Genomic DNA, 23,322 nt, shown 5'->3' on the forward strand with positions numbered 1-23,322 from the left:
CCTATCGAGGATTCTTTATAACCCAGAGGAAAATCCAATTTACCTTAAAAGGGTTTTTTTAATATATTTAAATATATAATTAACGCTCCTACAAAATCACATTCTTTATTTCGTTTTAGACTTTAAATTAATGGTAAAGCTCTCTCCCACTTTTTTAAATTCTCCGCTTACCTTACCGCTTTTTTTAGGAAATTCCCGGGCATAAGGAGTTAAAGTAACAGATGCAGCTTTATCGGATAAATCTCCGTAAATATTTTCATAAGCAAGTATAAAATTTTTATCACTCATCCTTCTCAATGAAAAAACCACCTTGTTTCCTAAATTGTCCTGACCTCTCAGATCCAATTCATAATCTTTGTCGGACTCTCCTCTAATTTTTCCGATTATCTTTTGATTTACCGGATTATATCTGAATTCCTCCAAATTATAATTTAAATTGTCTATATTAAATGAATAGTTCATTGGCAATGTATAAGTATCAGCTGCAAGTTCGTCGCCATTTGCAGTAAATTCAAATTCCCATTTTCCGCTTATCTTTTTTTCATCTTTCCCGTCAAAATAATTCATATTTCTTAATATAATATTTATATCTACATCTTTATTTAATTCGATACCTTTTACATCAACAGAATCAACCATAAAAATTGTTTCTTGAGAATCGTCTATTGCTCCTCCGGTTCCTGACATACTATAATTTGTAAGTTTTTCTCCGTTTATAAAAATTTCAGTATCAAAACGAGCAAATTCTACGGGCTTATTTGCATTTACTATGGTAGAAAAGATTAATTCATCTTTATCTATAATCACTTCCCCTAATTTTACTTCAACTCCATTATCTTCTCTCACTTGTCCGACTACATTTGAATAAGGCTCAATATTTCTTTCAATGCCAAGAGATTTTCCGATAGAATATGATATTTTTGAAACCTTTGACTCAAAAGCGGCATATACATATTTACCGGTTTCCGTTTGACTAAAAATTCCTACAGTTAAAACTAAAGCTGCCGCAACAGTAACAATCTTTTTAAAATTAAGCTTTTTCTTCTTAAAATTATTTTTTAAGTTTTGCTTCTCTATATCACTTAATTCTTGTATTTCATAGCCTTCTAAGTTGAACTCCATGTTATTTATCAGTTCATACATGTTTTTAGACTTTTTCACTATCCTTACCTCCTTTTAAATTAAACAAATTCTTGATTTTGTTTCTTCCGCGGGAAATCCTATTATATATTACTGATTTAGTAAGCCCTGTTTTATCGCTTACCTCGTCCATATTAAATTCTTCAATATATAGTTTTTTAAAAATATTTTTATCTTCAGGAGACAATAGATTCAGCATTTCCTCTGTCTCTTCACTTATTTCTTTAGAAATGATTTTTTCTAAAGATTTATCTTCTACGGGAATTATTTCATCTTCAATATTTTTGTTCTTCATTTCTTTCAGATACTTTCTTTTATAATCTATAGCTTTATATTTAGCAATTCCCCCAACCCAATTTTTAAAAGCAGATATCTCGGGACTATATGAATCAATATTCTCCCAAATTGCAAGTAAGCAATCATTCATACAATCCTCATAATAATTTGGAATATAATGAAGATGATTCTTAAGAACAGTTTTTATTATCCAAGCATAATTATCTATTACATAATCTAAGGATTTTTCATTCCCTGATTTCATCTCCTGTATAAAATTTTCTTCGGTTATTTTCAAAAATTTCACCTTCTCTAACTAAAATTAAATCCTACATGTAGTCATCTTTTAGTTCCTTCACCTATTATTTCGTAATAAAATTATAAAATCTATCTCCAAACAAAAATAAATTCCCAGAAAAATTTTCTAAGAATTTATTTTTGCTTAGGAAGACGATTATTAGTTTACATAATAATATTATGTAAACTAATAATCGTTTTTCAATATTGTTATATTACTTTATATTACCCTACTATAAAACATTTCAATATGAGGTATGTTATCTTCCAAGTATGGTTCAGAAACTTCTTTAAATCCAAAACTTTTATAGAAATTTACAAGATATGCTTGAGCTGAAATTCTAATTTCTCTTTCTTTTAAACTTCTTTCAATAAAATCTATTGCCTTTACCATCATATTTCTGGCTATATCTTTTCTACGATATTTTTTATCCACAACAACTCTCCCGATAGAAACTTCTTCATATGAAACTCCCCTTTTTAATATTCTCAAATATGCGATTATTTCTTCATTATTCTCTAAAAATAAATGATAGGCATCTTTATCTCTATTATCGCAATCCTCATAAGGACAATTCTGTTCCACAATAAACACTTGATTTCTTAATCTCAAAATATCATATAATTCCTTATTATTTAAATCTTCAAATTTTCTAATATTCCAGTCCATTTTATCAGTTACCTCCTTGACTCTAACCCTTATTATACTACAATACAAAAAGATTCAATAAAAAGCAATAGATGATTTATTATTTAAATAAGGTTGTTTTTTTGTTATTTTATATGTTATAATGATAGTGTTTTGTGTTATATTATAATATATAGTTCTATAATATAACACTAATATTGTTAGGGGGTATTCAATTGGATAATGAAAAAATTATACAATCGGTAGACAGAGCAATAAAAATATTAAATTGCTTTGAAAATAATGAAGAATTAGGAGTTACGGAGATTAGCAAATTGGTAGGGCTTCATAAAAGTACTACCTTTGGTTTAATTTCTACACTATATGCAAATGGTATTCTTGAAAAAAATGATAATTCAGGAAAATATAAATTGGGTCTTAAGCTATTTCGATTAGGTACCAAAGTGAATTCGTCTCTAAGACATATAGTTGTCCCTTATTTAGAACGATTAGTTAATATGTATCATGAAACAGCTAATTTAGTTATATTACATGATTTATCGGTAATATATCTGGAAAAAGTAGAAAGTCCTCTTTCCATTGCTATCAGTACTTTAGTGGGAGGAAGGCAACCTCTTCATTGTACAGCAGTAGGAAAAGCTATACTTGCTAATCTTTCTTCTGAAATATTAAAAGATAAAATTAGCAGGATGGAATTAACCAAATTCACAAGCAACACAATATGTGATAAAAAAACATTGATTGAATCTTTGGAAAACATAAAAAAGAAAGGATATGCGGAGGATTTTGAAGAACTTGAAATTGGATTACACTGTATCGCAGCACCAATACTAAACCATAATAATATGCCTTTTGCAGCAATCAGTATTTCAGGTCCTACATCCAGGATGAATGAAGATCTATGTAGGGAAATAGGCTTAAGTTTGGTTCAATACACAAGAGAAATTTCACAAAAACTTGGTTTTATCTAAGAAATCTTCAAAGAGGATAAAAGTTATTTCTTTCCTCTTTGAAAATTTGAAAACATGTTTATCTTACTATTTGTCAACATCAATTTGAAAGAATTTCAGATATTCTCCATATCCTTCTTTTTCTAAGTCCTCTTTTTTTATAAATTTCAGGGAAGCACTGTTTATACAGTATCTTAATCCCCCCATTTCCTTGGGTCCGTCGTTAAAAACATGGCCCAGATGAGAATTGCCATATTTACTTTTCACTTCTGTTCTTATCATGCCATGGCTTTTATCTGATTTTTCTATAATATTTTCATCTTTTATAGGCTTTGAAAAGCTCGGCCAACCGCATCCCGAATCAAATTTATCCTTGGAAGTAAATAAAGGTTCTCCGGAAACTATGTCAACATATATTCCCTCTTCATTATGGTCCCAATATTCATTTTGAAACGGTCTTTCCGTCATGTTTTGTTGAGTTACTTCATACTGAATAGGAGTAAGTTTTTTCTTTAGAGTCTCTCTATCCGGTTTGGAATATTCTTTGTCATTCATATTTTCACCTTCTTTAATTAATATTAAAATTTTAAAGTTTTACAAACTACATTTTATATTCGTTACCATTTCTCTTTCTTTTATACTATCACATAAGCTAAAATATTTTAATATCCCATACTCTTCCCTACTTTGTATAAAATATAAGGAATTTCGTCAAAAAAATAAACTGAATAGCTTGACATATATCCTTTATTGTTGTAAACTATAAAATAATACAATTTAATAAAACCTCACTTTTTCAAGTGAGGTAGAGGCGCGATATTCTAACAGTCTTTAGCGGAGTTCGAGAAAGCATTGATGCTAAGGAGAAGGAGATATCGCCGAAGTTTATAATATTTCTCAGTATTATTTGCTGGGCCTGCAGTTAAGAATTGCAGGACTGTCTCAATAAACACATATCCCAAGTTTATTGAGTTGTGCTATCTCATTAGGGGAAAAGAGAGGGATTTAAGGTTAAATAATATATAAAAGACTTAAGTTCACCTTATGTCTTTTTTTATTTGGCAAAATTCCCTAAAAATCAGATAGTACTATATATTACAACTGTATTCAATATAAAGAGGAGATGGATAGACATGAAGAAAAAGATATTATTATTAACATTAGTTTGCATGATGACACTTGTACTTTTAACAGGATGCGGGACAAGCAATGCTTCTGAGAAAACTGAACCTTTTAGAGTAGGCCTTGAAGCTTTATATCCTCCATTCAATTGGACTCAAATGGACAGCTCCAATGGTGCTGTAAAAATTGATGGAAGTAAAGAATATGCAGGCGGATATGATGTTGAAATAGCTAAAAGAATTGCTGAAGGTTTAGGAAAAAAATTAGTTATTGTTAAAATTGAATGGGACGGCCTTGTGCCGGCACTAACTTCAGGAAAAATTGATGCAATAATAGCAGGTATGTCCCCTACCGCTAAGCGAAAAGAAACCATAGATTTTTCAGATAACTACTATAAATCGGATTTGGTCATGGTTGTAAAAAAAGACGGAGCTTATGAAAAAGCAGATTCCTTAAATGATTTTAAAGGAGCAAAAATAACGGCCCAGTTAAACACATTTCACTATACAGTAATCGATCAGATTAAGGGTGTAAAAAAGCAGCCTGCTATGGATAACTTTTCAGCAATGAGAGTTGCTCTTAAATCGGGAATAATAGATGGATATGTATCGGAACGTCCCGAAGGAATCAGTGCGGAAACTGCCGACAAGGATTTCAAAATGGTAGAATTAAAAGACGGCTTTACTACATCTGATGATGATACTGCCATAGCTGTAGGAATTGCAAAAAATAGTGACCTGACTGAAAAAATCAATAAAATATTATCAAAAATTTCGGAAAAAGAACAAAAAACTCTAATGGATAATGCTATCAAAAATCAACCTATAGCCAATTAAGAGGTGAAAAAAAATGAGTTTAGAATGGATAATAAGGATTGTCTCGGAAAACTGGCCTATGTTCCTTCGCGGAGCAGGAATGACTCTTTTTATTTCCACAATAGGTACTGTTATAGGTTTCATAATAGGCTTATTGGTAGGAATTATTCGTACCATTCCGCTTCCTGAAAGAGGAATAAAGAAAGTTTTTCTTAAAATTATTGATGCTGTTCTTTTTATGTACGTAGAGTTATTCAGGGGAACACCCATGATCGTACAGGCAATGGTTATATATTACGGTTCTGCTTTGGCCTTTGATATAGATATTAATAAGTTGTATGCAGCAATTATTATTGTTTCCGTTAACACCGGAGCATACATGGCGGAAATTATCCGCGGAGGCATCGTTTCTGTTGATGAAGGTCAGTCTGATGCAGCCCGTTCTATAGGAATGAATCATATTCAAACCATGTGGAATATAGTATTGCCCCAGGGAATACGAAATATTTTGCCGTCAATCGGTAACGAATTTGTAATAAATATAAAGGATACGTCCGTACTCAATGTGATTTCCGTATCGGAATTATATTTTCAGACGAAATCAATTTCAGGCAATAACTTCAGATACTTCGAATCATTTTTCGTTGCATGTATCCTTTATTTTATAATGACCTTTACAGTAACACGAATCTTATATTTTGTTGAAAAGAAATTGGATGGTCCCGAAAACTATTCTATATATACCGCAAATGTAAACAGGAATTTCTAAAAATTTTTAAGTAATTTAGAAGGGATGAGGACTATATGAAGAAAATTATTGATATTCAGCATTTAAACAAATCATTCGGAACCCACGAAATACTAAAAGATATTAATTTTTCCGTAAATGAAGGAGAAGTAATTTGTATCATAGGTTCTTCCGGATCAGGTAAATCAACGCTCCTTCGCTGTGTCAATCTTTTGGAAAAACCGAACGGAGGAAAAATCATATATAAGGGCAGAAATATTTTAGATGACATTCATGACATATACGGATACAGAACAAATTTAGGCATGGTTTTTCAGCAGTTCAATTTATTTAATAATTACAACATATTAGATAATTGTACCTTAGGACAAATAAAAGTGTTGAAGCGTTCAAAGGAAGAAGCTAAAAAAACAGCTATGAAATATCTGAAAACAGTTGAAATGGATAAATATATTAATGCAAGGCCAAAGCAATTATCCGGAGGTCAAAAACAGAGAGTAACTATTGCAAGAGCTCTCTCTATGGAACCGGATATTATGCTGTTTGATGAACCCACATCAGCTCTTGACCCAGAAATGGTGGAAGAAGTTCTGAAAATTATAAAAAAACTTGCTCAGACCGGACTTACGATGATTATAGTAACTCATGAAATGAAATTTGCAAAGGATGTTTCGGATCGGGTAGTCTTTATGGATAAAGGTATCATTGAAGAAGAAGGAAGTTCAGAACAGATCTTTAGCAATCCGGTAAAAAAACGAACCAGAGAATTCTTAAAGCTTGCAGTACAATAATCAAATCAGGATACTATATACACGATAGTATCCTGATTATTATTTCTACTTATATTAAGGGAAAATCAAATATGAATTTTTTAATGCTTTATAGAGTGCATGGTATTGACTAATTCTACTCGAATATTAACATCATTTTCGGAATCCGAATTTCTGTAGCGATCTTCATACTTATAATATACTTTACTTATTATGCAGCCCACATAATAACAATCTTCGGTCTCCGTATACCAATCTACTAAAACGGTTCTGTCTGTAACTCTACATGCATCGTCTACATATCTTGAATTTAAGTTTATCAGTTCATCATCAGACAATTTAGACAGTTCACTGTCAAACAGCCTGAGTTTACATACATAGTAGTATTCTCCCTTTGAAAAAGTGGTATTTATAACCTTTATATTCTCATTTCCGTTTTGTTCCTCCCCTATATAGATATTTCTTTCTCCGTCCTTTTTTTTCACCAAATTGGTCATGTTCTCAAAATCCTTTTCATAATAATCTCCTATGGCCTTTTTAGTCTCGGAATCATACTTATTGATATAAAAACTATACTGAATGTCAGAAGGATCATTATTTTTATAGCATAGAATACCAAAGCCTCCTATGGGAAATTTATCGTACAGTTCTTTAAAGGTTGGTTTTCTTCTGAAATAGTTTATTGCTTTATCCAACGTTTCTCCTCTGTAAGGCTTTCCGGGAAGATCGAAGTCCATATTTAAGTTATAAGTTCCATCCTCAATTTCCATACTTCCGCAAAAACTTTCATCCAAATCGGACAAGCTGCTTACAGTCGTCCTGTATTGATTCTGAACATAAAAATTAATTTGTTCCGGGTGTTCGTTACTGAGCTCATAAAAAACATATTCTCCGAAATCCAAAGAATTCATATATGTAGTCATCTTATTCACCGATGTTTGTACGTTTCCATTCAACAATTTATCTGTTTTGGTCCGAGCAATTTGCTTGATAAAATCAAAGGACATATTCGAGATATCCTCCAATTTGTCCATATCTACGGCATCTGCATTATCCTTTGATGTATTGGGATATAATGTTTTCTCATAGTCCATATTATATATATAAATATAATTTGTAAAATTAACATGGTCTGAAAGATACTGATTGTCTTCTTTAAGGGAATACTTATCCCCAAAGATATTATTCATATTCTTCTTTATTAAATCCTCTGATATGCTGTTCGACATTCCGTAGTATACGGTATCAGTCCCCTTTTCTCCAATACAATCGAAATTTATATCTATTACATTATTGTATTTTAAATTCATCAAGGTACTGAATTCTTTGCTTCCCGAAAGTCCTTCTTCTTCAGCATTAAGGAACGCAAAGACTATATCCTTATCCGTATTTATCTTTTCATCGATTGTCCTATGGAGGCTGTCCAATACAACGGCTACTCCGCTTCCGTTGTCGAGTATACCTTTTGAATACTTTCCTTCACTCTTTCCTATTGAATCAAAATGAGCACTCAATACCAAGGCATCCTTATTTTCATTTTTCCCATATATCATATAAACATTTTCCAATTTGACATCCTTTATATCCGCTTCTAATGATATCTCGACACTCTTATTGCTGAATTTTTCTGCTTTTTTAAAACTTTGTTCATCTACACGCAGTCTCATAGCATCTTCCTTTACTAAAGGAGGTATACCGTCATTTTCAGCCCCACCTAAAACGATAGTTGCAACGATATTGGCATAATACTGGCTTTTGCCTAAATTTTTAATATCCCTTATTAAATATATATAGTCTTCTTCCTTGTTATTTTTAATCTCATTTAAATCATCAGTAACCACAGCATTATGTATTTTCATCTTTTCTGTATTTAAAGAGGTAAATTTGGCATTATCCATATCAAAAGAAATACCGCTGTCCTCGTCGGATATGATGAGTTTCGGATTTTCCCCCATCTTCACCGTAAATTCCTGGGTATACATCTTCAGATTATCGCTTTCCAGGCTTCTCAAATATTTTTTCAGATTATCCGTAAATTCATAGTTTCCCTTTGCATTAATTCCCCTGTATTCGATGTCTTCCAATGCATATAAAGTATTTTTTACCGTTGAAAAATCAGGCTTTAATGTTTCTTTAGCACAGCCTGTCAGTAAAAGAAGTATGATTAACAATAATATGACTTTTTTTATATTTTTTCTTATCACACTTTTTCCTCCTTTTTATTTTCTTTTCCTTGTTATCTCTATATCATAAGTAAATATCGTATCTGCCATATTCAATATCGTAATTTTATATTTCTTTCCATGCTTTGCGTTTATGGTAGTTATATTGATGTCGTTCCGATATATTTTGCTGTATATTTCCTCTCCTCCTTCTGTAATAACAAGCTTGTACTCCTTCTTATCTCCTGGCGATGAGGTGCTGTGTATCTCGGTTCTGAATTGATTATAGTCTCCGGTCGTGAGGGAATTCATTTTAAAGGAATAGCTTTCATTGTCATAGGAATCCAAAATATCGTGTTCAGACATACTATGCTGTATTAAATCACCATCATCCTCTTCGGTATAGTTTTCTATGGTTTTCGGAATTTTTCCGTATCCTTCTGATTTAACAAAAGAAAGCATGAAGAATAATACCGTTATTACACTTATGATCCGTGATAAAACTCTTGACTTTTTATATTCCACGATAGCCTTTATTCTTTCCCTCGTCGGATGAATACCAAAACCCGATGCAAAATCTTTAAAATCATTCTCTTTTTGGGATAGAAATAATATCGTTTCAATATATTCTTTTTTTATTTTATATCCCAACTTGTCCAAAACTTCCTTATCACATGTAATTTCCAAGTCTCTGTTGATATACTTATACATAACCCAAATCAGAGGGTTAAACCAGTATATGCATATTATTATATTTATAACTATTTTCCAAATTTGATCAAATCTCTTTATATGTATAAACTCATGTTCCAAAATGTATTTTAAGTTTATATTGTCATTATTTAAAACGTTTTCCGGAAATATTATTTTTGGTTTGAAAACCCCATAAGTAATTGGAGTCCTAATATCATCATTTTTTAGTATCACTATCTTCCTTTTTGAAAGATCGCTTCCCATCCAATATTTAATTTCTTCACTGTAGTCAACTTTCGTTGATCGCCTTAATCTTTTTATTTGCCAATGTATATGAAGAATTACATAAATGCCTATAATCAATATGGTTATATATTGATATAATCTCGGAAACCTAAAGTTGAAATTATCTTCGAAATTATATATGTATAAATTCAATCTGGGCAAAATGGACCCAGTACTGTTTTTTAAAAAATCCTTCTCTGGAATTTTAAAGTCCGGTTGAATATAAAACGGCGTTATCAATCGGAGAATAATGATTACCCATAGAACCATAACAGTATATTTAGGCGCTCTATAAATTAAGAATTTTCTTAATAATACAATAACAGCAATGAATATCCCCGCTATAAGACCTCTTTCGATAATATACATAATTTCACTTCCAAACCGTTTTAAGCTTTATCCAATTTGTCCAACATCTTTTTAATCTCTTCTATATCCTTCGAAGATAATTTTTTTGTGCTCAAAAATGTTGATAGATAATTTATTGCAGAACCTTTAAATATGCCGTCAATTAATCTCTCTGTTTCAGTTATTGCAATTTCTTCTTTAGATACCAATGGTTTAATGGTATAGTTTGGATAATACCTTTCTATAGCCCCTTTATCGATCAGCTTCTTTAAAACAGTATAAGTAGTATTTCTTTTCCACCCTAATTCTTTTTCCAATACCTTTGCTACTTCCAGGGCCTGTATTTCATTTCTTTCGTTTATATACTTTTCATTCCAGATTACTTCCATAACATTTAGCTCGGAATTGCTGAGTCTCATATAATGAACCTCCTACATATTCATTCTATTATTTAATACTATTCTATAATCATCTACTGAAATTGTCAACTCTTTTTTTATCCCACAGCTTTACTGCTATAAAAAACAAAAGTATTGACAATAGTGTAAAGAAAATTCGGTTTATAAATATACTGTTTTCAAAGGTTTTAAACTCAGAATAAGGGACTATCCTGTTAAATCTGATTATATATTTATTGAATTTGTTGTCCATGTTTATACTATATATCCAAAGTATAAACTGTATTATTATAGGTATAATACCATTGTCAAAGATAAGCTGAGATACATAGCTTAAGGATGACACAAACATAATAGTAGGTAAAATCCACAAAGCCGTATATTTGAAAAATGCCCCGTAGGATATGGGATCTCCGTTTAATTTTGAAAATTCGTAAAACATAAAGGTAGCATGGCCTGCCGCCAATAACACTATAAAGAAAGATATCAGTACATCTGCCAAATATTTTCCTCCCACATATTCAAAAGAAGAAACTTGACTTGTATATATAAATTCATTTACACTATATCTTCTATCCTTAATAAAAGTAAATGCCGTAATAAAAACCACGAAAAAACCTACACCCACACCCATATAATCCGCAAAAAGTCTTGCATAAGCATTGGTAACTCTATCTTCTTTAAGAATTTTATTATATCTTTTCATTTCCGATTCATAGGGACCTTGGACAGCAAAAATAGATAAGTAATATTTTTCACTATAGGATGTATTTCCTCCCAAGGCATTGTCTACAGACTTCATAATTTTTTCAAATTCGTTATGAGAAATACTGAGAGACTTGTTCTCAATTTCATCTATAGCTTCTTTCAAAACTTGTTTCTGACTATTATTTATTTTCTCATATATCCTGCTTATTCCTCTTATCCTTAAAGTATATCCTGATTCATAATCGGCTTTCATACTTTCGTATACGGCTTTCTCAACATCTTTGTTATCTATTGCAAACCCTTTTTCTCTTTTCTCCAAAATTACTTCAGTATCGGTCCTGAGTGGAATAGGTTTTATCCACCACTGCTTCAAATCACCGATAAATTGAGTATAATAAAATAGAAATGCAGATACTATTAATATGACAATAGTAAAACTTCTAAATTGTTGTTTTAATTCCTTTGAAAAAATTTTCCCAAACATATTTTTATACCTCTTTCTCTCTAAACTTCATACAAGCATCCTCCAAGACCATACCGTTATAGATTACATTTCCTCTGTTTAAAACTATTATGGTATTACATCCTTCCATATCTTCAGCAACAGAAGCAGATAAAATAACGGTTTTATCCTTTCCAATTTCAAAAAATATGTTTTTGATTCTTACCTTTTCCTCCTTATCAAGACCTGCTGTCGGTTCATCTGCTATGATTACCTGAGGGTCTTTTACCGTAATTACTGCTATCCCTAATCTTTTTTTCATGCTTTTGGAAAGAGTTTTTATTTTTTCTTTATATAAATCCTGAAGGTTCACTCTTTCCAATATGTCATATATTTCTCCTCTGAGAAACTTTTTACCGGAAAGAACGGCAAAATAATCTAATGTTTCATATACCGTGAAATCAGGATAAAAAGAAAACTCCCGAGGAAGATATCCTATCATTTTTCTTATAGCCTTTTTATTTTCTATACTTATTCCGTCAATATAAATTTCTCCTGAGGTTTTGGCTGTTACAGTAGATAATATTCTCATAAATGTGGTTTTCCCTGCACCCTCAAAACCCAACAATCCGTAGATACCGCTGCCTATAATGCTAAGGCTTATATCATCCAAAGCCTTTATCCAACCATAATTTTTTACCAGTTTAATAACCTCTATTTTCACGGTATATCCTCCTTTTTATCTCCTTAAATGAAAAATATTCGTATAGTTGAGATGAAACTAAAAAAATAAGAGTTGACATCAATATCAATTTCATTCCCATTCCGAATTTAAAATATAGAGTTAATGACACGGCAGATGAAATTCCAAATGTAGACGTCATCCAACGAATTCGTATTCTTTTTAATGTTTTTTTGTTTTCCTTAATTTTCTGAAGTTGAATTTTATCATATTCCTTAATATTAATTCGTCTCCATATTTCATTTATATATTTATGATCATTTTCCCGGCTATCCATTTAATCCACCTCTCCATAAAAATCTTTTAGTTTTTTTCTTGCACGAAAAATGGTTATTTTAACTTGTGCCAAGCTCATACCCAATATTTCAGCTATTTCCTTATATGATAATTCCTGAAAAGCATATAGATAAAGCACCTTTTTTTGATTGAAATTTAAACTGTTAAAACTCCTTGTAAACCTTTCTTCCTTTTCTTTATTTATTACCTGTTCTTCAGGAGAAAAAGTGGATACAGCACCAAATTTCAGATTTAAATTTTTATTGTTCTTTCTGATATAATCTACGGTTTTGTTGTGTATAATGGAAAATAAGTAGGATTTGGCAGTACTATAATTATTAAGCCTTTCTCGGTATACATAAAATACGGCGAAACTGTCCTGTACTATATCCTCAGCAGCATAATAGTCCTTTAATATGCTCATTGCAAAGGTTACAGCTTGCTTTCTATATTTGATTACAAATTCTTCGAAGGCTTGTTCATCTCCGTTTTTCAATAGTTTCAACTGTTCATCCACTTTTTCACCTCCCAAAACATTATTTTTTTTCTGTTTTTATGAATGTATATACCAAGAATATTATTCCTAAAATAATTAATTCCAGTCTTGTAAAGATAAATGAACTTGGAAATTTAAAGGCCACGGCTTCAGTTTTCCTTCCCAAAAGCATCATATATGAATATGTGCTCAGGAAATTGTTTCCGAATATATCGGCCCATATAGGTATTATATTATCAAAATTCAACATTCCCATCAAAAATGTAATAGGAATTAACACATAAATCAGTTTTCCGTTAATCTTTCCCAATATCATACTTAAGCCCAGAAGGAATATGAAAGTCGGAAGCAAAAAAACGATTATAAATTTTATAAAGCTTCCAAATTCACTGTATCCGAATATGGCCTTATAATATATAAAGCTCATAAAAATCGGAACCAAAGATGTCAAAATAAATATAACAAATACCGAAGAGGACTTCAACATATAGTATTGGATTTGGGATATAGGCGATGAATATATTATACTTCTTACTCTTATTTCCTTTTCATTGAAAATATCCGACACAATAAATATCATTGAAGCCATTAATACCGGGGAAATCATGCTTATAAAAAAAGCATAAGTCCACTGGGAGAAAGGCGCGGTACCCAGATATCCGTTTATTACCAATCTTGTCAATGAATCATAGGTAGTGGCTGCAATCAGCAAAAGAACATACAGATATTTTTTAGACCCGACTATTCTTTTAATTTCATATTTCATTAATCCGACGTTATTCAACCTCAATCGCCTCCTTGGTGAGATTCATTTCTTTAAGAAACTCATTATATGTCAAATTCTTCAATAAATATTTTTTATAAACTCTTTTTATTCCTTCAGAAAAGACCTTTTCTCCCTGAATTTCTTCTCCCTTTAGAAGCTCAAGAGGCATCAAATAATACAATTCGGTCTGCTTATTTTCCATTTCTAAGGACTTTATAAATTTGGGATTCAATTTGTCTCTCATATCCTTATTTTTTATATAATAATAATTCTTAAGCTCAGCCACTCTGTTTTTCCAAGGACTTAAAAAAACATTTGATGAAATCATATCTCCGAACTCTTTTTGTATATATTTATAAGAAGAATAATTTGCAAGTCCTTCCGAAGACCAAGGGCTATTTTCTATAATATTTACACCTGTGCCCCACCATTGATGAGCCATTTCGTGAGCAATAAGCTGAATGTCATCGGCATAAACGGAAACTCTTCCGAAATCATTTATTTGTTCCTTTTCATTCTCTACGGAATACATGCTTTCCTCACGATTCACACTATTTTCTGAAAAAGTTATGACATTTTCGGAAGAATGGCCTCCTCTTTTATATATGGAAACTTCGGCAATTTTCAGCGGATACTTTTTTGAATAATATTCTCCTATGTTTTCAATATAATATTTCATCATATTTTTTATATGTTCTTCTATCTTCATGTTTTTCACGTATTCTTCGTGTTTTGGAGCATAATAAAATTCGACGGTCATATTTTCTACATTAATTTCAGTCTTTTTATATTTTCCCGCAAATGCTCCTATATCCGCAGTATGGGAACTATATTCAAATATCCATTTATTTTTATCCCCTTTTGATTCTACACTTACAAGCTTTCCTGGCGTAACTACGGTTAAATCCTTCGGAACCGATAGATATCCGGAAATATCTATTAAATCGCCCTTTTGGACTATAGGCCTGAATATCCAATTTGAAACTTCAAGAAGATATATGCTGTCTTTTGAAATATAACCCGGCATTGATCTTCCTACCCCATCTCTGTCACATTTTACTTTCCCCTTATATGAAAATTCTATTTTTATTTTTTCCTCAGAAGGTATGGGTATTTCGATGATGTTCTCATTCTTAACTCTTTTGTACTTCGTTTTTTCTCCGTTAACTCTTAAAAAATTTATTTTAAGCCCATCATTTATATAAAACTTCATTGTCTCCGAACCTTTATTTATGAAATCATATAAAACGTGAGCATTCATCTCTCCTCTTTTGGTATTGAAGTCTACTTCAGGATAAACACCTTTTAAATATACATTTTCATTGGAATGTACTTCAACGTTATTTGCCGGCTCTGAAGTATAGGGCTCTTTAGCATAGGCAAAGCTGCTTCCCAATAAACTAAATATGGTTAAAATCAATAGTCCCTTGTTTTTTATATTTATCAGAAAGGATTTCCATATTTTGCTTTCATATCTTCTTCTGAACAGTAACCCTATAAAAAATACGGACATGGAAATAAAAAACCATAATAGTCTATTATAAATAATTGTCTTGCTTACAGGGCCAATGCCCGTAAAATCCGAAACCACATCCATATTGGTTCCTATCCAGTTCAATAAATAATTGTTTGATGTCAAACTTTTGATAAAAAGCAATCCGAAAGTTATAATGCTCATGTCCAAACTTTCTGTTAACAAATATAATCCCGATATTATTAAAACGGAAAACAAAATAGTTAAGAAAAATATGAGCCCGTAGCTAAATAAATAGTAATAGATATCAATGGGTATGCCATATTTAACCTTCTGTACAATCATAACCATTGCCATTCCCATTATAGTCGTCAAAACAGCATAAAATACTATGGAGATAATCCTGATTTTTACTATACTTAAATAGTTTAAATTCGACTCTATGATACTTTTACTTTTATTTTTTTTATCCTTATCTAAAGTCAATGCGGTAAATAAAGCAAATAACATGGAGCAAATTTCAGCACCAAATTTTGCGGAATTAAAGGATATGGTTGATGATGTTCTTTTTAAATAAAACAGCTTAAAATCGTTTGTCATATTTAATGAATTGACTCCTATTGCCAATATTATACATGTAATTAAAATCAATATAATTATTATCTTAGATTTGAACATATATTTAATTTCATTCATTTTCAGTTTCTCCTTTCAACATGCAATATATATAAGCATCTTCTAAAGAAGGAGTTATTTTATCAAAAGATGAGGGCAGTTTTTCCGATACGATCCTGTATTTAGTCCCTTTGGGGGTAATAACCGTTGAAGTAATCTTGAATTCACCCTTTACTTCACTTTTTAATATTTTTTCTCTCTCATTTCCTTCAATTTCTATAGTTCCTACATGTTCCAAAGCCTCTTTAATCAGTTCATTGGGTTCTCCGACAAAAAATATTTTCCCTTTATTTAAAACAATAATTGAATTACATATTGATTCTACATCTTCAATAATATGAGTTGATAATATAACTATTCTGTCTTTTGAACCTTCGGAAAAGAGATTTCTAAACCTTATTCTCTCTTCCGGATCAAGACCTACAGTGGGCTCGTCCACTATAAGCAGTTCCGGATTGTTAAGTATGGCTTGGGCAATTCCTACCCTCTGTTTTTGCCCTCCCGAAAGGGTTCTTATCTTGTACTTTCTTTTTTCTTTTAAACTTGTCATGCTTATAGCTCTGTCGACAGCTTCTGATTTGTTCTTTTTTATTCCCTTCAGGGAAGCAATATAATCCAGAAACTCATCCACTTTCAATTCCTCATATAGCCCAAAATCCTGAGGCAGATATCCGAGTCTTTCTTTAAGATATCTTTCATTCTTGTTTAAAGGAATCCCGTCTATTGTGATACTGCCATTTGTAGGAAGGAGCTGGCCTACCAATATTTTCATAAGGGTACTTTTTCCCGCCCCGTTAGGTCCCACAAATCCTATCATAGCCGGAGAATCTATACTTAAATTAATGTTCTCCAGTGCTTTTATGCTTTTATATCTTTTACTGATGTTTTCCAATTTTATATTCATTATCATCCCTCCACTATATATTCGAAGGAATGGTAGAAAAGTTACAGAGATAGATATAGGAAAATTTAAATTTTTTTATTTATATGTTTATTTATATGAGTTGTTTAGATTTGTTTTTTATATCATCATTTATGATAATATTTATTATGAGTATTAATTATAAAATAAAGAACAAGTTTTTTGTTAGAACTCGTTCTTTATTTTATATAATGTTAATTTAAAATTTATTTATACATTCTTCCTAAATTGTCCGCCGCAATTATAGCGGAGTATACATCTTCGGCTTCTACTTTGAACGGCATATTATGCATGGTATCTCCTTCGGCGCAGGAAACTTCCGCTACCTTCATAATATCCTCTTCTCTTAAATCATGAATTCCCATATCTCCTAATGTTATAGGGAGGCCTACTTGTATACAGAAATTTATAACTTCCTCAATTTCTTCTGATGGGCTATTTTCTAATATTAGCTGAACTATAGTTCCAAATGCGACTTTTTCTCCATGATAAAGATGGTGACATTCGCTAATAACGGTAAATCCATTGTGTACTGCATGGGCCGCAGCTAACCCACAGCTTTCAAATCCTATGCCGCTTAAGTAAGTATTTGCTTCTACGATATTTTCCACTGCCCTGGTAACAACTTTCTTTTCTACCGCAAGTTTTGCTTTTAGTCCATCTCTCATTAAAGTTTTATAACATAATTCAGCAATAGCAAAAGCGGCCTGAGTTGCTTTTCCTCCTGCCATCGTATTTGCATCAGCTCTTACGCAAGCTCTTGCCTCAAAATATGTTGCCAATGCATCTCCCATTCCCGCAACAAGTAATCTTACGGGAGCCTTTGAAATTATAGACGTATCCACCAACACAACTTCCGGATTCTTCGGAAGGAACAAATATTCACTAAATTCACCTTCCTCCGTATAAATTACGGATAATGCGCTACAGGGAGCATCTGTGGAAGCAATTGTCGGAATTATGACTACGGGAATATGACTATAATATCCGACTGCCTTTGCCGTATCAAATACCTTTCCTCCGCCTATTCCTATTATCACATTGCAGCTTTCCTCAATTAACACTTTTTTTATTCTTTCTATTTCATTTTTAGAACATTCGCCGTTGAAAGGTTCAAAAACTAATTTGGAATCCTTATTTTTAAAACTATTCTCTATTATATTTTTTGTTCGTTTTATTCCGTTTTCGCTGGCCAAAATCAGGAATTTGTTGCCCAACGAATGAACATGTTCATATAAATTGTACAATTCATTTCTGCCTTGAACATATTTGCTTGGAGAAATAATTATATTTGTCATATTTAACACTCTCCTTTATATCTACCTATATATACAATACCCGAATTTTTTTATTTTATATATTAAAAATTTAATATACAAAATAAAAAAGTCTACAGTTAAACAATGGCACATTAGTAGGCCTTTTTTGAAACCTATTTAATGGAAAATTTATAATTTACAAAAAGCAGGTTTGCATAATTATATTATGCAAACCTGCTTTTATCTTTTTATATTAAATCTAATTCTCAATTACATCTTTAATTCTATTTGTTCCCTTTTCTATATTTTCTAAAGAAGTCGCATAAGAAAGCCTTATGTAATCATCTTCTCCAAAAGCTGCTCCCGGTATTACCGCTACCTTTCCTTCCTCAAGAAGAAGTTGTGCAAAATCAAGGGAACTTCTAATTTCCTTTCCTTTTATTGTCTTTCCCTTTAACTTTTTATAATTAACCATTACATAAAAAGCACCCTTTGGCATTTTACAGCTCAAGCCTTCAATGGAATTTACCTTTTTCACCATATGGTTTCTTCTTTCTTCAAACTGTTTTCTCATATTTTCAACACTATCCTGATTTCCGTTTAATCCCTCTACACTGGCATATTGAGCTATGGAACACGGATGGGATGTAATATGGCTTTGGATACTTCCCATAACCTTTGCTACCTTTTCATCTGCTGCGACATATCCTATTCTCCATCCTGTCATGGCATAAGCCTTTGACATACCGTTTACAACCATGGTCAATCTTTTAATATCATCACCTAATGAAGCTATGCTTGTATGTTTCTCTCCTCCATATATGAGCTTCTCATAGATTTCATCCGAAATAACGAAAATATTATTTTTTACTGCCCATTCTGCTATAGCCTTTAAATCGGAAGAATTATATATAATACCTGTAGGATTATTCGGACTGTTAAGTATTATAGCTTTTGTCTTTTTGGTTAAAACCGCGTCCAAATCCTCCACTTTGCATTTAAAACCATTTTCTTCTTTTGTTTGAACATATACCGGAACCCCTCCTGCAATTTGTACAAGCTGGGGATAACTTACCCAATAAGGAATAGAAACAATAACTTCATCTCCCGGATCCAATATAGCCATAAGGGAATTGTATAAGGATTGCTTTGCCCCGTTTGAAATTACGATGTTATTTGGATTATATTTCAATCCGTTATCCCTGCTAAATTTTTTACAGATAGCTTCTTTTAATTCGATTATACCAGAGGCAGGAGTATATTTTGTTTTTCCCTCCTTAATTGCCCTTATACCTTCTTCGGAAATATTAGAAGGTGTATTGAAATCGGGTTCACCAACACCAAACTCAACAACATCTATTCCTTTTGCTTTCATCGCTTTGGCTTTAGCGGTTATCTCAAGAGTAACAGACGGAGCAATGCTTAATCCTTTTTTTGATAAATTCAGGTTCATATTATTTATACCTCCCTTTAGATTTTAATGTTATATATATCTTTTAATGTATTTTTAATTATTATCAAAGAATCTTCAAATATTGTCTTGTATTGGAGAAGAATTATTTTATAATGTTTATACCCCTCATCGGTAATGCGATATCTTCTTATAGATCTTTTATCAGGCTGATCCCAAGAACCTATTATATATCCCTTCTCTTCCATTTCCCTTAATAGAGGATATACCATTCCGGGACTTGGAATCCATTTATTTTCCATTCTTAACTTGATTTCATCAATTATCTCATTTCCATAATAACTTTTCTCTTTAAGCAGATGAAGTATATATAATTTTACAAAAGACGTCGTGCTTATCTTAGATGGAAACTGCCTATTTCTTTCACCTTTATAATTGGTCAATACTTATCCTCCTTTCACCCTTCATCAGATTATCAACAGGAACATAATACCTTCCAATTAAATATTCCCCATCTATCAAATCTCCATGAGAATCGGAACCTCCTGTTATCAAAAGATTTTTCTTCTTGGCCAAACTTAAAAAATATACAACATCTTCATGAGTATGCTTTGAATGAATCACTTCTAATCCGTCTATTCCTTCCTTTATAACATAATCTATAATTTCTTTTCTTTTTATTAATCCCGGATGAGCCAATACAGCTATTCCTTCTTCTTCATGAATTAAATCTATAGTTTCTTTAATAGACAAGCTGCATCTTTCCACATAAGCCGGGCAACCCCTGTTCAGATACAGATCAAAAGCTTCCCTCATAGAATGTACATATCCCTTTTCAATCAGCGCTCTCGCTATATGAGGCCTCCCGATTAAACCATTTTGGGTATAAATACAAACATCTTCCATATCTATCTTCAATCCTTGATTATTCAGTTTTTTTATAATCTCGGAACATCTCTCGATTCTTTTTTCTTTCAAAAAACTAACCTTTTCACTAATTTTAGGCAAAAAATATTTTGAAAAATATCCTAATATATGAACGTCTTCTCCTTCAAATACACAGCCAAATTCAATGCCGGGAATAACTTTAACTTGACTATTTTCAAATTTTCTTATCCCCGCAACAGTATCATGATCGGTAATACTTATGGCATATAAACCTTTTCGAAAAGCTATTTTAATAACTTCATCAGGAGTTAGCAATCCATCGGAATAAGTTGTATGAATATGTAAATCTGCAGTTAAAATCAAGATATCACTCCCAAATTTATAGCACTATATTTATAACCCATAGAAAAATTATTTTCTTCCTTAATTTATATTTGACCTTTTATACTATTATTATATCATTAATATAAAAAAGCTTCCAAGGTAAAATGAAATTTTTCTATAAATTATAAAAAGTCTGCCATATATGGCAGACTTTTTAAAAAATACTATCTCGGCTCAATAATTAACTTAATAGCTGTTCTTTCCTCACCGTCAATTTCAATGTCTGTAAAAGCTGGTATACATATTAAATCAATACCGCTGGGTGCAACAAAACCTCTGGCAATGGCAACTGCCTTGACAGCCTGGTTCAAAGCCCCCGCACCAATAGCTTGAATCTCGGCAGAACCTTTTTCTCTTAATACTCCCGCAAGAGCTCCTGCAACAGAATTTGGACTTGATTTTGCTGATACTTTTAATACATCCATTAAAATATCCCCCTCTACCAAAATTATTTATTATGAATTATATATTTATATATGACTATAATTCTTTATTCTACAAATATTAGTAAAATCCTCTTTTATTTAAAAATATTTTTGCTTTTGAAAATTTTCGCTCTTTTTTATAACTCATAAAAAAATCATCTTTTTTTAGTTCGAAATTGACCTTAAACGGTTTCAAAAAGGCTGCCCTTTATTTTGCATATTCTATTGCCCTTGTCTCTCTTATTACATTTACCTTTATTTGACCCGGATAGTCAAGTTCCTCTTCTACTCTTTTGACTATCTCTCTGGCAGTATGAACAATCTCATCATCATTAATTAATTCCGGTTTAACCATTATTCTTATCTCACGACCTGCTTGTATGGCATAAGATTTCTCGATTCCCTCAAAAGAATTAGCTATTTCTTCAAGTTTTTCAAGTCTTCTGATGTATGCTTCCAGCGTTTCTCTTCTTGCTCCCGGTCTTGCAGCAGATATGGCATCCGCCGCCTGAACCAACACCGCTTCAACTGTTTGTGGTTCAATATCTCCATGATGAGCAGCAATTGCATGAAGCACTTCCTTCGACTCCTTATATTTCTTAGCCAAATCCACTCCAATTGTAACATGAGGTCCTTCAACTTCATGATCTACAGCCTTACCTATATCGTGCAAAAGTCCTGCCCTTTTAGCAATTTTAACATCAGCACCCAATTCCGATGCCATCACTCCTGCTAAACGAGAAACTTCAATAGAATGCCTTAATACATTTTGCCCGTAACTTGTTCTATATTTAAGTCTACCCAATAGCTTTATAAGTTCAGGGTGTAAACCGTTTATTCCGCATTCAAAAGCAGCTTGCTCTCCCGCTTCCCTTATGATATTCTCTACTTCTTTTTTGGCTTTTTCTACCATTTCCTCTATTCTAGCCGGATGTATTCTTCCATCGATTATCAACTTTTCCAATGCAATTCTCGCAACTTCTCTTCTTATAGGATCAAATCCTGAAAGAACTACGGCTTCCGGTGTATCATCTATAATCAAATCAATTCCCGTAAGTGTTTCTAAAGTTCTAATATTTCTACCTTCTCTTCCAATGATTCTGCCCTTCATTTCATCATTTGGCAAAGGAACTACCGTCACTGTGGTCTCAGCAACATGATCGGAAGCACATTTTTGGATGGCACAGGAAATGATTTCCCTGGCTTTTTTATCAGCTTCCTCCTTTGCCTTGCTCTCAATTTCTTTAATCATTATAGCAGATTCATGAGTTATTTCTTTCTTAACATCATTGAGAAGCAATTCCTTGGCTTCTTCTGACGTCAAGCCTGATAATCTTTCCAATTCTTCAACTTGCTTTTCATAAAGCTGATTTATAAGCTCTTCTTTCTCATCTAATTCCTTTATCTTTTTAGAAACTAAATCATCCTTTTTTTCTAAACCTTCACTTTTTCTATCAAGAGATTCTTCTCTATGCATTAACCGTCTTTCTAATTTTTGAAGTTCATTTCTTCTTTCTCTGCTTTCTTTTTCAAATTCACTTCTCATCTTATGAATCTCTTCTTTTGCTTCCAATAACACTTCTTTTTTCTTTGTTTCTGCATCTTTATTTGCATCATCTAAAATTTTCTTGGCTAATTCCTCAGAATTTTTTATCTTTCCTTCACTGATTGTTCTTCTTATATAAAAACCAGCGATGATTCCAATTACGACACTTATAACTAATTTTAGAAGTTCAATAACGCTGCACCTCCCTTTCTATTTAATTTTCAAGTTCCAAAAGTACTTAATTTACAATAATTA

General features: G+C 31.9%; 24 protein-coding genes and 1 riboswitch. Of the genes, 4 read left to right on the forward strand and 20 right to left on the reverse strand.

The window, feature by feature from the left end; translation table 11 throughout:
* Positions 1-105: 105 nt before the first annotated feature.
* The 3 genes from PP176A_RS01545 to PP176A_RS01555 all read right to left on the reverse strand — a co-directional run bounded on the left by PP176A_RS01545 (position 106) and on the right by PP176A_RS01555 (position 2,383).
* A complete protein-coding gene (locus PP176A_RS01545) occupies positions 106-1,161 on the reverse strand; it encodes a DUF4179 domain-containing protein (RefSeq protein ID WP_071138684.1) in 1,056 nt (351 codons plus the stop codon).
* On the reverse strand, positions 1,148-1,714 hold the full coding sequence (locus tag PP176A_RS01550) for a sigma-70 family RNA polymerase sigma factor (protein WP_071138685.1): 567 nt from the start codon (positions 1,712-1,714) through the stop codon (positions 1,148-1,150). Before PP176A_RS01550 ends, PP176A_RS01545 begins: the two co-directional genes overlap by 14 nt.
* A gap of 219 nt (positions 1,715-1,933) precedes the next feature.
* A complete protein-coding gene (locus tag PP176A_RS01555) occupies positions 1,934-2,383 on the reverse strand; it encodes a GNAT family N-acetyltransferase (RefSeq protein ID WP_071138686.1) in 450 nt (149 codons plus the stop codon).
* Positions 2,384-2,577: 194 nt separating this feature from the next.
* On the opposite strand from PP176A_RS01555, the gene PP176A_RS01560 reads away from it, so the two are divergent.
* The gene (locus tag PP176A_RS01560; RefSeq protein ID WP_128752482.1) at positions 2,578-3,333 is read left to right on the forward strand and encodes an IclR family transcriptional regulator; all 756 of its coding nucleotides are present in this window, start codon (positions 2,578-2,580) and stop codon (positions 3,331-3,333) included.
* Between the two features lie 66 nt (positions 3,334-3,399).
* On the opposite strand, the gene msrB is transcribed toward PP176A_RS01560, so the two are convergent.
* Positions 3,400-3,867, reverse strand: a complete 468-nt coding sequence (gene msrB, locus PP176A_RS01565; protein WP_071138687.1) for a peptide-methionine (R)-S-oxide reductase MsrB — start codon at positions 3,865-3,867, stop codon at positions 3,400-3,402.
* A 243-nt stretch (positions 3,868-4,110) separates the two neighbouring features.
* Positions 4,111-4,300, forward strand: a riboswitch (Lysine riboswitch).
* Positions 4,301-4,445: 145 nt separating this feature from the next.
* Between msrB and PP176A_RS16475 the strand changes: the two genes are divergently transcribed.
* The 3 genes from PP176A_RS16475 to PP176A_RS01580 are packed head-to-tail and all read left to right on the forward strand — an operon-like array spanning position 4,446 to position 6,788.
* Positions 4,446-5,270, forward strand: coding sequence for a transporter substrate-binding domain-containing protein (locus PP176A_RS16475; protein WP_071138688.1), 825 nt, complete (start codon positions 4,446-4,448; stop codon positions 5,268-5,270).
* A 13-nt stretch (positions 5,271-5,283) separates the two neighbouring features.
* Complete coding sequence (locus tag PP176A_RS16480) at positions 5,284-6,018, forward strand: amino acid ABC transporter permease (RefSeq protein ID WP_071138689.1); 735 nt, start codon at positions 5,284-5,286, stop codon at positions 6,016-6,018.
* Between the two features lie 35 nt (positions 6,019-6,053).
* The gene (locus PP176A_RS01580) at positions 6,054-6,788 is read left to right on the forward strand and encodes an amino acid ABC transporter ATP-binding protein (protein WP_071138690.1); all 735 of its coding nucleotides are present in this window, start codon (positions 6,054-6,056) and stop codon (positions 6,786-6,788) included.
* Between the two features lie 80 nt (positions 6,789-6,868).
* Here PP176A_RS01580 and PP176A_RS01585 read toward each other — a convergent pair whose 3' ends face one another.
* The 16 genes from PP176A_RS01585 to rny all read right to left on the reverse strand — a co-directional run bounded on the left by PP176A_RS01585 (position 6,869) and on the right by rny (position 23,259).
* A complete protein-coding gene (locus PP176A_RS01585; protein WP_071138691.1) occupies positions 6,869-8,971 on the reverse strand; it encodes a M28 family metallopeptidase in 2,103 nt (700 codons plus the stop codon).
* A gap of 15 nt (positions 8,972-8,986) precedes the next feature.
* A complete protein-coding gene (locus PP176A_RS01590; protein WP_071138692.1) occupies positions 8,987-10,276 on the reverse strand; it encodes a M56 family metallopeptidase in 1,290 nt (429 codons plus the stop codon).
* Between the two features lie 20 nt (positions 10,277-10,296).
* Positions 10,297-10,674, reverse strand: a complete 378-nt coding sequence (locus PP176A_RS01595) for a BlaI/MecI/CopY family transcriptional regulator (RefSeq protein WP_071138693.1) — start codon at positions 10,672-10,674, stop codon at positions 10,297-10,299.
* Between the two features lie 49 nt (positions 10,675-10,723).
* On the reverse strand, positions 10,724-11,845 hold the full coding sequence (locus PP176A_RS01600) for an ABC transporter permease (RefSeq protein ID WP_071138694.1): 1,122 nt from the start codon (positions 11,843-11,845) through the stop codon (positions 10,724-10,726).
* Between the two features lie 4 nt (positions 11,846-11,849).
* Positions 11,850-12,527 carry an ATP-binding cassette domain-containing protein gene (locus PP176A_RS01605; protein WP_071138695.1) on the reverse strand — a complete coding sequence of 226 codons (678 nt, stop codon included), beginning with the start codon at positions 12,525-12,527 and terminating at the stop codon, positions 11,850-11,852.
* Positions 12,508-12,822, reverse strand: a complete 315-nt coding sequence (locus PP176A_RS01610) for a hypothetical protein (protein ID WP_071138696.1) — start codon at positions 12,820-12,822, stop codon at positions 12,508-12,510. The genes PP176A_RS01605 and PP176A_RS01610 overlap by 20 nt, the downstream gene beginning before the upstream one ends.
* Complete coding sequence (locus PP176A_RS01615) at positions 12,823-13,338, reverse strand: RNA polymerase sigma factor (RefSeq protein ID WP_071138697.1); 516 nt, start codon at positions 13,336-13,338, stop codon at positions 12,823-12,825.
* Between the two features lie 19 nt (positions 13,339-13,357).
* Positions 13,358-14,101: a hypothetical protein gene (locus tag PP176A_RS01620; RefSeq protein ID WP_071138698.1), complete on the reverse strand. Its 744-nt coding sequence runs from the start codon at positions 14,099-14,101 to the stop codon at positions 13,358-13,360.
* Positions 14,094-16,253 carry a M1 family aminopeptidase gene (locus PP176A_RS01625; protein ID WP_071138699.1) on the reverse strand — a complete coding sequence of 720 codons (2,160 nt, stop codon included), beginning with the start codon at positions 16,251-16,253 and terminating at the stop codon, positions 14,094-14,096. The genes PP176A_RS01620 and PP176A_RS01625 overlap by 8 nt, the downstream gene beginning before the upstream one ends.
* Positions 16,246-17,136 (reverse strand): ABC transporter ATP-binding protein, encoded by an 891-nt coding sequence (locus tag PP176A_RS01630; protein ID WP_071138700.1) that lies wholly within the window; start codon positions 17,134-17,136, stop codon positions 16,246-16,248. The genes PP176A_RS01625 and PP176A_RS01630 overlap by 8 nt, the downstream gene beginning before the upstream one ends.
* Positions 17,137-17,360: 224 nt before the next feature.
* Positions 17,361-18,452 carry a glycerol dehydrogenase gene (locus tag PP176A_RS01635; RefSeq protein ID WP_071138701.1) on the reverse strand — a complete coding sequence of 364 codons (1,092 nt, stop codon included), beginning with the start codon at positions 18,450-18,452 and terminating at the stop codon, positions 17,361-17,363.
* 220 nt (positions 18,453-18,672) lie between these two features.
* Positions 18,673-19,866 (reverse strand): pyridoxal phosphate-dependent aminotransferase, encoded by a 1,194-nt coding sequence (locus PP176A_RS01640; RefSeq protein WP_234958745.1) that lies wholly within the window; start codon positions 19,864-19,866, stop codon positions 18,673-18,675.
* A 17-nt stretch (positions 19,867-19,883) separates the two neighbouring features.
* Positions 19,884-20,267: a PadR family transcriptional regulator gene (locus PP176A_RS01645; protein WP_071138702.1), complete on the reverse strand. Its 384-nt coding sequence runs from the start codon at positions 20,265-20,267 to the stop codon at positions 19,884-19,886.
* The gene (locus PP176A_RS01650; protein ID WP_200795941.1) at positions 20,254-21,075 is read right to left on the reverse strand and encodes a PHP domain-containing protein; all 822 of its coding nucleotides are present in this window, start codon (positions 21,073-21,075) and stop codon (positions 20,254-20,256) included. The genes PP176A_RS01645 and PP176A_RS01650 overlap by 14 nt, the downstream gene beginning before the upstream one ends.
* A gap of 185 nt (positions 21,076-21,260) precedes the next feature.
* The gene (locus PP176A_RS01655; RefSeq protein WP_071138703.1) at positions 21,261-21,521 is read right to left on the reverse strand and encodes a stage V sporulation protein S; all 261 of its coding nucleotides are present in this window, start codon (positions 21,519-21,521) and stop codon (positions 21,261-21,263) included.
* 208 nt (positions 21,522-21,729) lie between these two features.
* Positions 21,730-23,259 carry a ribonuclease Y gene (rny, locus tag PP176A_RS01660; RefSeq protein WP_071138704.1) on the reverse strand — a complete coding sequence of 510 codons (1,530 nt, stop codon included), beginning with the start codon at positions 23,257-23,259 and terminating at the stop codon, positions 21,730-21,732.
* Positions 23,260-23,322: the final 63 nt, after the last annotated feature.

The sequence above is a fragment of the Sporanaerobacter sp. PP17-6a genome, assembly GCF_900095615.1.
Taxonomy (GTDB): domain Bacteria; phylum Bacillota; class Clostridia; order Tissierellales; family Acidilutibacteraceae; genus Acidilutibacter; species Acidilutibacter cellobiosedens.

What these genes read in the sequence shown, in the direction of transcription:
- PP176A_RS01610 (WP_071138696.1), bottom strand. Translation starts at nt 12,822, where the DNA reads ATGGATAGCCGGGAAAATGATCATAAATATATAAATGAAATATGGAGA.
- PP176A_RS01600 (WP_071138694.1), bottom strand. Translation starts at nt 11,845, where the DNA reads ATGTTTGGGAAAATTTTTTCAAAGGAATTAAAACAACAATTTAGAAGT.
- PP176A_RS01640 (WP_234958745.1), bottom strand. Translation starts at nt 19,866, where the DNA reads ATGAACCTGAATTTATCAAAAAAAGGATTAAGCATTGCTCCGTCTGTT.
- PP176A_RS01590 (WP_071138692.1), bottom strand. Translation starts at nt 10,276, where the DNA reads ATGTATATTATCGAAAGAGGTCTTATAGCGGGGATATTCATTGCTGTT.
- PP176A_RS01625 (WP_071138699.1), bottom strand. Translation starts at nt 16,253, where the DNA reads ATGAATGAAATTAAATATATGTTCAAATCTAAGATAATAATTATATTG.
- PP176A_RS01630 (WP_071138700.1), bottom strand. Translation starts at nt 17,136, where the DNA reads ATGAATATAAAATTGGAAAACATCAGTAAAAGATATAAAAGCATAAAA.
- PP176A_RS16475 (WP_071138688.1), top strand. Translation starts at nt 4,446, where the DNA reads ATGAAGAAAAAGATATTATTATTAACATTAGTTTGCATGATGACACTT.
- PP176A_RS01595 (WP_071138693.1), bottom strand. Translation starts at nt 10,674, where the DNA reads ATGAGACTCAGCAATTCCGAGCTAAATGTTATGGAAGTAATCTGGAAT.
- PP176A_RS01635 (WP_071138701.1), bottom strand. Translation starts at nt 18,452, where the DNA reads ATGACAAATATAATTATTTCTCCAAGCAAATATGTTCAAGGCAGAAAT.
- msrB (WP_071138687.1), bottom strand. Translation starts at nt 3,867, where the DNA reads ATGAATGACAAAGAATATTCCAAACCGGATAGAGAGACTCTAAAGAAA.
- PP176A_RS16480 (WP_071138689.1), top strand. Translation starts at nt 5,284, where the DNA reads ATGAGTTTAGAATGGATAATAAGGATTGTCTCGGAAAACTGGCCTATG.
- PP176A_RS01555 (WP_071138686.1), bottom strand. Translation starts at nt 2,383, where the DNA reads ATGGACTGGAATATTAGAAAATTTGAAGATTTAAATAATAAGGAATTA.
- PP176A_RS01655 (WP_071138703.1), bottom strand. Translation starts at nt 21,521, where the DNA reads ATGGATGTATTAAAAGTATCAGCAAAATCAAGTCCAAATTCTGTTGCA.
- PP176A_RS01580 (WP_071138690.1), top strand. Translation starts at nt 6,054, where the DNA reads ATGAAGAAAATTATTGATATTCAGCATTTAAACAAATCATTCGGAACC.